This window comes from Trichlorobacter sp. (assembly GCF_030247655.1).
In the GTDB taxonomy this organism is placed as follows: Bacteria; Desulfobacterota; Desulfuromonadia; order Geobacterales; family Pseudopelobacteraceae; genus Trichlorobacter.
In genome coordinates this window covers 1-8,337 of sequence record NZ_JAOTRZ010000122.1, presented here as the reverse complement: position 1 = coordinate 8,337, position 8,337 = coordinate 1, and the positions used below count along the sequence as shown (strand labels likewise).

11 protein-coding genes are annotated in these 8,337 nt (G+C 53.9%); 8 read left to right on the top strand and 3 right to left on the bottom strand.

Annotation, left to right across the window (positions count from 1 at the left end; all coding sequences use genetic code 11):
• The 3 genes from OEL57_RS10930 to OEL57_RS10920 form a co-directional block, all read left to right on the top strand.
• Window positions 1-338, top strand: a 338-nt coding sequence (locus OEL57_RS10930; RefSeq protein WP_307726514.1) for a DUF134 domain-containing protein, incomplete at its 5' end; no start/stop codon positions are given.
• An 81-nt stretch (window positions 339-419) separates the two neighbouring features.
• The gene (locus tag OEL57_RS10925) at window positions 420-1,040 is read left to right on the top strand and encodes a hypothetical protein (RefSeq protein ID WP_300740569.1); all 621 of its coding nucleotides are present in this window, start codon (window positions 420-422) and stop codon (window positions 1,038-1,040) included.
• Window positions 1,041-1,065: 25 nt separating this feature from the next.
• Complete coding sequence (locus OEL57_RS10920; protein WP_300740568.1) at window positions 1,066-2,259, top strand: pyridoxal phosphate-dependent aminotransferase; 1,194 nt, start codon at window positions 1,066-1,068, stop codon at window positions 2,257-2,259.
• A gap of 79 nt (window positions 2,260-2,338) precedes the next feature.
• Here OEL57_RS10920 and OEL57_RS10915 read toward each other — a convergent pair whose 3' ends face one another.
• From OEL57_RS10915 to OEL57_RS10905, 3 genes are read right to left on the bottom strand one after another with little or no spacing between them, the layout of a single operon-like run.
• Window positions 2,339-2,740: an Hpt domain-containing protein gene (locus OEL57_RS10915; protein WP_300740567.1), complete on the bottom strand. Its 402-nt coding sequence runs from the start codon at window positions 2,738-2,740 to the stop codon at window positions 2,339-2,341.
• A gap of 9 nt (window positions 2,741-2,749) precedes the next feature.
• The gene (locus OEL57_RS10910) at window positions 2,750-3,634 is read right to left on the bottom strand and encodes a carbon-nitrogen hydrolase (RefSeq protein WP_300740566.1); all 885 of its coding nucleotides are present in this window, start codon (window positions 3,632-3,634) and stop codon (window positions 2,750-2,752) included.
• Window positions 3,631-4,653: an agmatine deiminase family protein gene (locus OEL57_RS10905; RefSeq protein WP_300740565.1), complete on the bottom strand. Its 1,023-nt coding sequence runs from the start codon at window positions 4,651-4,653 to the stop codon at window positions 3,631-3,633. The genes OEL57_RS10910 and OEL57_RS10905 overlap by 4 nt, the downstream gene beginning before the upstream one ends.
• Window positions 4,654-4,827: 174 nt before the next feature.
• Here OEL57_RS10905 and ispE point away from each other — a divergent pair, with 174 nt between their 5' ends.
• From ispE to OEL57_RS10880, 5 genes are all read left to right on the top strand, one after another.
• Complete coding sequence (ispE, locus tag OEL57_RS10900; protein WP_300740564.1) at window positions 4,828-5,673, top strand: 4-(cytidine 5'-diphospho)-2-C-methyl-D-erythritol kinase; 846 nt, start codon at window positions 4,828-4,830, stop codon at window positions 5,671-5,673.
• Between the two features lie 36 nt (window positions 5,674-5,709).
• Entirely contained in the window at window positions 5,710-6,654 is a 945-nt protein-coding gene (locus tag OEL57_RS10895; RefSeq protein ID WP_300740563.1) for a ribose-phosphate pyrophosphokinase, read from the top strand.
• A 52-nt stretch (window positions 6,655-6,706) separates the two neighbouring features.
• Complete coding sequence (locus OEL57_RS10890) at window positions 6,707-7,291, top strand: 50S ribosomal protein L25 (RefSeq protein ID WP_300740562.1); 585 nt, start codon at window positions 6,707-6,709, stop codon at window positions 7,289-7,291.
• A 42-nt stretch (window positions 7,292-7,333) separates the two neighbouring features.
• The gene (pth, locus tag OEL57_RS10885) at window positions 7,334-7,933 is read left to right on the top strand and encodes an aminoacyl-tRNA hydrolase (protein WP_300740570.1); all 600 of its coding nucleotides are present in this window, start codon (window positions 7,334-7,336) and stop codon (window positions 7,931-7,933) included.
• 5 nt (window positions 7,934-7,938) lie between these two features.
• Window positions 7,939-8,337: GTPase (locus OEL57_RS10880; RefSeq protein ID WP_300740561.1), on the top strand; the 399-nt coding region annotated here is incomplete at its 3' end.

The window sequence follows — 8,337 nt, the reverse complement described above, 5'->3', positions numbered from 1 at the left end:
AATTAAGGAAGACCTGTAGCTGTATGCCGAGACCACGTAAACCATATACCTGTAGCTGTCCAGACCGCCTTGCTCTCAAGGCGGTCTATAAGCCTGCCGGAACCCCGCTGGGGCAGCTTGAATGTATTACCCTGTTCCACGATGAACTGGAGACGCTGCATCTTTGTGACGGCCAGGGGATGACCCAGGCGGAGGCCGGTGGTTGCATGGGAGTCTCCCGAGGTACGGTGCAGCGCCTGCTTTCCGAAGCCCGTCGTAAGGTTGCGGAGGCATTGGTGAAACAGGCCGCACTGGCGGTCTCCGGGCGTGATACGCCTGTCACAGAATCTGCCCGATAGTAGCCAGCCCCTTGCGTTTGCCTCCATTCCCGGTATACTGTCCCACCTGCATTTCAGACTAACATTAAAGGAGGAGTTAGCATGCCTCTCGTACATGTCTTCAGGTCAAACTGTATGATGGTCATACTGCTGCTGTCAGTACTACTTGCCGGTTGTGCCACATCTGATCTTCAATTGAAGCCCAGCTATCAGCCGGTTAATGAGGCCAAAGGTCCTGGCGGTTCGTTAGTGCTTGCCTCGTCACTGGAGGGAACGGTGCCAGGCGTGGGGGAGCGGATTCAGTGGATTCTGGGTGAGGTTAAGGATACCGATGGCAAGGTTAAGGGGAATGTCACCAGCCCCACCGCCCCGACGGCATTGCTTCGCGATGCATTGCAACAGGAATTGCTGCGGGCAGGCTATACGGTGCAGGTGGGCAAGGCGGTGCCTAAAGATGCTGAGTATGGCCTGGTACTGGCCGCAAGCACCCTGCAGCTTGATGAAACCCGTTCCTTAATCAAGGTTGAAGCTGATTGCCGGGTCAGTTTTTCGATTGAAATCTGGGTAAAGGGGGCCAAGACAAACACTCTGAGCTTTGAATCCCGTTTTTCTGATTTTGCGGTCAAGGATCGTGAAAAACTGCACCAGGATGTCCTGCAGAAAGCCTTTGCCTCTGCCTTCAAGCGGGCCTTGCCTGCAATCATAGAGCAACTGAAAAAATAATCTTAGGGTTGGAGACATTACTGATATGGCCATAGCAAACAAGATCGCCGGATATATTTCCCGTTCATCCTGGATCCGTAAAATGTTTGAAGAAGGTGAACGGTTACGACAGGAGTTCGGGGCAGAGAACGTTTATGACTTTACTCTGGGCAATCCTGATGTAGAACCGCCAGAAGCATTTCATGCAGCCCTGAAGCAGTTGGCAAATAACCCGTTACCGGGCATGCACCGCTATATGAATAATGCCGGTTATCCTGAGACCCGTGCTGCGGTTGCAGCCAAGCTGGCTGCTGACTCTGGTCTGGCAGTTGCTGCTGAGCATGTCATCATGACCTGTGGTGCCGGTGGTGCCTTGAATGTGGTGTTGAAGACCATTCTGAATCCCAGTGAAGAAGTCATCATACTGGCTCCCTACTTTGTGGAGTATAAATTTTATATCGACAATCATGGTGGAGTGCCGGTGGAGGTCTGGACCAATCGGGAGACCTTCCGGCTTGATCTGGCGGCCATTGAGGCAGCCATAACCACCAAGACCCGCGCCATTATTATCAATTCCCCCAATAACCCTACCGGGGTTATTTACGGTGCAGAAGAACTCGCGGCACTGGGTGAACTGGTGAAACGGGCCCAGACCCGCACCGGCCATCAGGTCTATGTGATCTCCGATGAACCCTATGCACGTATCTCCTACGATGGTTCAAAAGTTCCCAATATTTTCCCCTTGATCGAATCAAGCGTGGTGGTGACCTCCCACAGTAAAGACCTGGCGTTGCCGGGTGAGCGGATCGGCTATCTGGCGGTCAACCCCCGTATGGCAACGGCAATGCAGTTTATGGAAGGGGCGGTATTCTGTAACCGAACGTTGGGATTTGTGAATGCACCGGCTTTGATGCAGCGTCTGGTGGCCGGATTACAGGATGCTTCGGTGGATAGTGGGGCCTATCAGGCAAAGCGTGACCTTTTTTATACCAGCCTGACCGGCCTGGGCTTCAGCATGGTCAAGCCGGATGGGGCTTTTTATCTGTTTCCTAAATCACCCCTTGCTGATGATGTGGAGTTTGTCAAGCTGGCTCAGAAACACCATATCCTGCTGGTGCCTGGATCAGGCTTTGGTGCGCCCGGTTATTTTAGAATCGCTTATTGCGTAGATACGGCGATGATTGAACGGAGCTTGCCGGCGTGGGAAAAGCTTGCCATTGAAGTCGGGTTGAAACAGTAGCGACAGATATTTATCAAACAGACAAGGGCCGCCTGTGTATCAGGTGGCCCTTGTCCGTTTCTGCTGCTGGGAGAGTGAATCAGAGCAGATGTACATCCTCATTGGCTGTGCTTGCCAGACGGGCAAGTTCTGCTGTAATTGCCGTTTCAGTCTGCTGGACGATCTTTCTCAGCTGTCCCACCTGGGCGGCAACCGTTGTAATAGCAGCATCTGCTACTCCATTTTCAAGCAGTAGGGCTGCCTGTTCTATGGCAGCTGCTCCGACAGAACCGGCGGTTCCTTTAAGGGTGTGGGCCTCCAGTGCCAGTGCATGCAGATCAGCATGCCTGAGATGGTCTTCAATTAAGTCCAGATATAGTGTTGCCTGGCCGCGAAACAGTTCCAGTATTTCAGGTAGCAGGTAGCCAAAGCCGGCATCATGGTAGTTGATTTGCAAGTACTCAAAATCCAGTAGTGCTGTCTGATCTGGATGCTTTTCCATCCGCTGCTCCTAGTCCCGGAAACGCCGGGTCAGGTCTCCGTAGGCATCAATGCGCCGGTCTCGCAGGAAGGGCCAGATGCGACGAACAGTTTCGCTATGGGCCAGATCCAGCTCCAGTGTAATAACTTCTTCTTTGTCACTACTGCCTTTGGCAAGCAGTTCTCCCTGCGGTCCTGCAATAAAGCTGGTGCCCCAGAAGCTGATACCTGAGGCATGGGGATCAGGTGATGCCTCAAACCCAACCCGATTGGCCGCGAGTACCGGCAGGCCGTTGGCAACGGCATGGCCACGCTGAACCGCTACCCAGGCATCCTGCTGGCGTTGCTGCTCTTCAGGTGTGTCAGCCGGGTCCCAGCCGATGGCGGTGGGGTAGATCAGTAGCTCAGCGCCGGCCAGGGCCATCAGGCGGGCCGCCTCTGGATACCACTGGTCCCAGCAGACCAGCAGACCCAGGGTGCCGACTGAAGTTCGGATCGGTGTAAAGCCCAGATCACCGGGGGTAAAGTAAAATTTTTCATAAAACCCAGGGTCATCCGGGATATGCATCTTGCGGTAGATACCCGCAATGGCGCCATCCTGCTCAAATACCACAGCGGTATTGTGGTACAGGCCGGGGGCGCGTCGTTCAAACAGCGAGGTTACCAGTACGATCCCAAGCTCCTTGGCCAGTGCGCCAAGCCGTTCTGTGGCAGGACCGGGAATCGGCTCAGCCCGGTCAAACTGTTCGGTTGCCTCGGTCTGACAGAAATAGGTGCCATTATGGAGCTCCTGCAGCACCACCAGCTTTGCACCGCCTGCAGCAGCCTGACGGACCATGCTTCCGGTTTTTGCAAAGGTCTCGGACTGGTCGTCACTGCAGCTCTGCTGAATCAGGGACACCTTCAGAGGTTTCATGGCAGTACCCCTTGTGGCAGCTGCATGGTGACACAGTGCAGGGAACCATGTTGTTCAATCAGTGGCAGGCAGTCAATGCCGATGATCTCACGACCGGGAAAGGCCAGGGCTATCATGGCCAGAGCTCCGTTATCCACCGGATCACGGTAGGTGGGGACCAATACGGCATCGTTGATCACCAGGTAGTTGGCGTAGCTGGCAGGTAACCGATTGCCCGCAGCATCATACTTGGCTTCGGGCCAGGGCAGGGCCAGCAGCCGATAGGGACTGCCTCCTGCTGTAGTCATCTGCTTCAGCTCCTGCTCCATCTTCTGCAGTGCATCATAATGGCTGTCAGCCGGATTATCGCAGGCCACATAGACAATGGTGTCATTGGGGCAGAGCCGGGCCAGAGTGTCAATATGGGCGTCAGTGTCATCCCCCTCCAGGTGGCCATGCTCAAGCCAGAGCACCTGCTGTGCTCCGAACAGGGACTGCATAGCGCCTTCCAGCTCCTGACGGGTCAGTTGCGGGTTTCGGTTGGGGGAAAGCAGACATTGGCTGGTGGTCATGATCGTGCCACAACCGTTACTCTCGATACTGCCACCTTCAAATATCAGGCCGATGGTATTGGCACGGGGCAGCAGCGCCCCCTGCTGCTTTAGTTGCTGGGTAACCTGGTTATCAAGGTTAGCGGCAAACTTTAGCCCCCAGCCATTGAAACCAAAATCAAGCAGTACCGGCTGGCTATTCACCTCTACGGTAATCGGGCCAAAGTCGCGGGTCCAGGTGTCGTTGGTGGCAATCGGACAGACCGTAATGCGGGTCAGATCAACCCCCGCATCGGAAAGATGATTTTGTACCGCTTCAGGGGTCGGGGCAACCAGCAGGACCTTTTCAAAGCGGACAATCTGGCGGATCAGCTCGGTATAGGTAGTGCAGACCTCTGGTAGCCGGTCTGCCCAATCAGTGTCAGGGTGGGGCCATGCCAGCAGGACGCCGTCCTGTGGTTCCCATTCAGCAGGTAATCGAATCTTCATGGAGCAGCAGCTTCCTTTCATGCTTACATGTGCGGCTAATGGTGTCTTATAGAAGAAGAGCGAGTATAACGGTGAACAGCGTTGCCTGCAAGTTTCTTTGCCCTTGCCTTGCTGTCCGGTTTGGTTTAGAAAAATTATCTTCTCATTCACAATTTCACCCGGATGGAGTTTTTCATGCTTCAAAGTATTGTCCTGCAAGCCCCTGCCAAGGTTAACTATCGTCTGGATGTCATTGCACGGCGTCCCGATGGGTATCATGAGCTGCGTATGATCATGCAGCGGATCAATTTGTGTGATGAGGTGACGATCTCGTTGAGTTGTGAGCCGGGTATCAGAGTTCGTTGCGGGCGGGAAGGGGTGCCGGATGGCGAGGACAATATCGCCTGGAAGGCTGCAAAGGCACTGCTGGATCTGGCGGGACAGCCGTCCGGTGTTGAGATCGCCATTCAAAAAAATATTCCGGTGGCAGCTGGTCTGGGGGGCGGCAGCAGTGATTGTGCAGCCGTCTTGTTAGGGCTGAATGAACTGCTGGGGGTGGGGCTTTCCCGTGAGCAATTAATGGAGGTCGGCGTCAAACTGGGGGCTGACGTGCCGTTTTTTGTCTTTCAGCAGACAGCCCTTGCTGAAGGGATTGGTGAGAAACTCAGCCCGCTGAATGGACTGCCTCCTGCCTGGGTGGTGCTGGTCAACCCGAACCTGCCGGTCTCAACCGCATGGGTCTATAAAAATTTGCAGTTGACACAACGGGATCGTCTGGCTACAATTCCCGACTCGTTTGAGGACGTTGCAGCAATATGTGGTGTCCTGTCAAATGATCTTGAATCGGTAACTATCCCAGCATTTCCGGTTATTTCTGAGATAAAGAATGAGTTGGTCGCCCTGGGGGCGTGCTGCTCGTTAATGTCCGGTAGCGGCCCGACCGTATTTGGTTTGTTTGCTGGTGAGGCAACAGCCCGCAAGGCTGGGGACGCATTACGCAACAATCGTGACTGGTTTGTAGCTGTGGTTGAAACGGTTTAGGCTGTATTCTTCTGTCTGAAAGGTAGAGCGCGTTCCATGTACGACAAGATCAGAGTGTTCTCAGGCAATTCCAACCTTAATCTGGCTCAGAAAATCTGTGATGCGCTTGGTGTCCCGTTAGGGAACGCCGGGGTTAAGACCTTTTCTGATGGCGAGATAATGGTTGAGATCGGCGAGAATGTCCGTGGTCGTGATGTCTACGTGGTGCAGTCAACCTGTGCTCCCACCAACAATAACCTGATGGAGCTGCTGGTTTTGACTGATGCCCTGAAGCGGGCTTCGGCTGCCACCATTACAGCCGTAATTCCTTACTACGGCTATGCCCGTCAGGACCGTAAAGCAGCCCCCCGCACCCCGATCTCTGCCAAGCTGGTGGCTGATCTGGTGACGACAGCTGGGGTTGACCGCGTGGTAACTATTGATCTGCATGCTGCACAGATTCAGGGCTTCTTTAATATTCCGGTTGATAACCTGTATGCTGCGCCGGTTATTCTGAATCACCTGAAAGAACGTTTTGCCGGCCAGGATATTGTTATGGTCACCCCTGATGCCGGTGGTACTGAGCGTGCACGCGGCTTTGCAAAGCGTCTCGAGTGTCCGATGGCACTGATTGACAAGCGTCGTACCGGTCCCAACGTTGCAGAGGTGATGCACCTGATCGGTGATGTCAAGGGCAAGATCGCTATCATCCTGGATGACATGATTGATACTGCCGGTACCCTGACCCAGGCTGCCGGAGCCCTGAAGCAGAATGGTGCTGCCATGATTTATGCTGCTGCAACCCACGGCGTCCTGTCAGGACCGGCCATTGACCGTATCAACGGTTCAGTGATTGAAGAGGTGTTGCTGACGGATACTATTCCGTTGGGAGAAAGGGCAGATCGCACCTCCAAGATCAAGGTGTTGTCAGTTGCCCCGCTGTTAGCTGAGGCGATCCGGCGTATCCATGAAGATGAGTCAGTAAGTTCACTATTTACATAAGCAGGAAAAAATATGCGGTCAGACAGGCTGCTTTTAGGTTCGGAGGAAGACCATGCAACAAACCCAAATGAAGATTGAAACTCGTACCAGTACTGGCAAAGGTATCAGCCGCAGGCTGCGTGCTGCCGGACGTATTCCCGGTATTGTCTATGGCCGTGGTATGGAGCCAGTGGCTATCAGCCTTGAGCCCAAGGCCCTGAATACCGCCATTGCCGGTGAGGGTGGCCTTAACAACCTGATTACCCTTGAAGGCGGCGGTGATCTGGATAAGGTTGTGGTAATTGTGGCTGAGATTCAGCGTGATGTTCTCAAGCGGACTCCTGAGCATGTTGACCTGCACCGGGTTAATATGGCCGAGAAGGTGCGGATTACCGTTCCGGTCAGTCTGGTTGGCACTGCTGCCGGTGTGAAAGAAGGCGGCCTGCTGGATTTTGCTCACCATAGTCTGCATATTGAGTGTCTGCCTGCCCAGATTCCTGAGCATATTGAGATCAACATTGCTGACCTCAAGATCGGCCATGCTATCCATGTTAATGAAATCAGCTTCCCAGCTGGTGTCAAGTGTGTCGATAACCCAAAGACACCGGTTGTTGGTGTGCTGGGCAAGGTTAAGGAAGAGGCTGCTGCAGCAGCCTGATAAGACCTGTAAACAGGCCGTGGAGATGCTATTCTCTACGGCCTGTTTCTCGCTCATGCTACGGATACGATCGTTATTGCAGGGCGGGGGAATCCCGGCTCAAAGTATCAATGGACCCGCCACAACGCGGGTTTTCTGTTTCTGGACAGGATTGCCCGGCTGGAAGGGCTGTCGATTGTCCGCAAACAGTTTGGTGGACTGACTGCTGAATGGGAGCGTAAAGGAAAACGGTTGGTACTGCTTAAGCCGCAGACCTTTATGAACCTTTCCGGCCGCTCGGTTATGCCAGCTCTGCAGTTCTATAAACTAAAGGCTGATCAACTGATTGTGGTCCATGATGAGATCGATCTGCCGTTGGGGACTGTCCGTCTGAAACAGGGGGGCGGTCATGGCGGCCAGAACGGTCTGCGCTCAATCATGGAACAGCTGGGCAAGGGTGATTTTCTGCGTCTGCGACTTGGTATCGGACGGCCATTGCATGGTGAAGTGACCAACCATGTGCTGGGCGTCTTTACTCCTCCAGAGATGGAGGTGTTTGCCAGGGTGCTGGACGGTGCTCTGGATATGCTGGAAACGGCCCTTGATGAAGGGATACCCAAGGCGATGAGTCTTTTTAATAACAAGTCATACCTGGAAGGATAACGGTTATGGGTTTCAATTGCGGCATTGTCGGCCTGCCCAACGTGGGCAAGTCCACCATCTTCAACGCCATCACTTCAGCCGGTGCTGAGTCGGCTAACTATCCCTTCTGTACCATTGATCCCAATGTTGGCATTGTGCAGGTGCCGGACCCCCGGATTGAGCAGCTTTCGGTAATTGTCAAACCGCAGAAATGTCAGTTTACCACCATTGAATTCGTTGATATTGCCGGACTCGTTAAAGGGGCAAGCGCTGGTGAAGGGTTGGGTAACCAGTTTCTGGGACATATCCGTTCGGTAGATGCGGTTGTCCATGTGGTGCGCTGCTTTGATGATGACAATGTGGTGCATGTGGCAGGCAAGGTCTCGCCTGCTGATGATATTGAGATCATCAATACTGAGCTGGCC

Coding starts and splice junctions, on each gene's coding strand:
- OEL57_RS10925 (WP_300740569.1), top strand. CDS start 420: ATGCCTCTCGTACATGTCTTCAGGTCAAACTGTATGATGGTCATACTG.
- OEL57_RS10920 (WP_300740568.1), top strand. CDS start 1,066: ATGGCCATAGCAAACAAGATCGCCGGATATATTTCCCGTTCATCCTGG.
- OEL57_RS10915 (WP_300740567.1), bottom strand. CDS start 2,740: ATGGAAAAGCATCCAGATCAGACAGCACTACTGGATTTTGAGTACTTG.
- OEL57_RS10910 (WP_300740566.1), bottom strand. CDS start 3,634: ATGAAACCTCTGAAGGTGTCCCTGATTCAGCAGAGCTGCAGTGACGAC.
- OEL57_RS10905 (WP_300740565.1), bottom strand. CDS start 4,653: ATGAAGATTCGATTACCTGCTGAATGGGAACCACAGGACGGCGTCCTG.
- ispE (WP_300740564.1), top strand. CDS start 4,828: ATGCTTCAAAGTATTGTCCTGCAAGCCCCTGCCAAGGTTAACTATCGT.
- OEL57_RS10895 (WP_300740563.1), top strand. CDS start 5,710: ATGTACGACAAGATCAGAGTGTTCTCAGGCAATTCCAACCTTAATCTG.
- OEL57_RS10890 (WP_300740562.1), top strand. CDS start 6,707: ATGCAACAAACCCAAATGAAGATTGAAACTCGTACCAGTACTGGCAAA.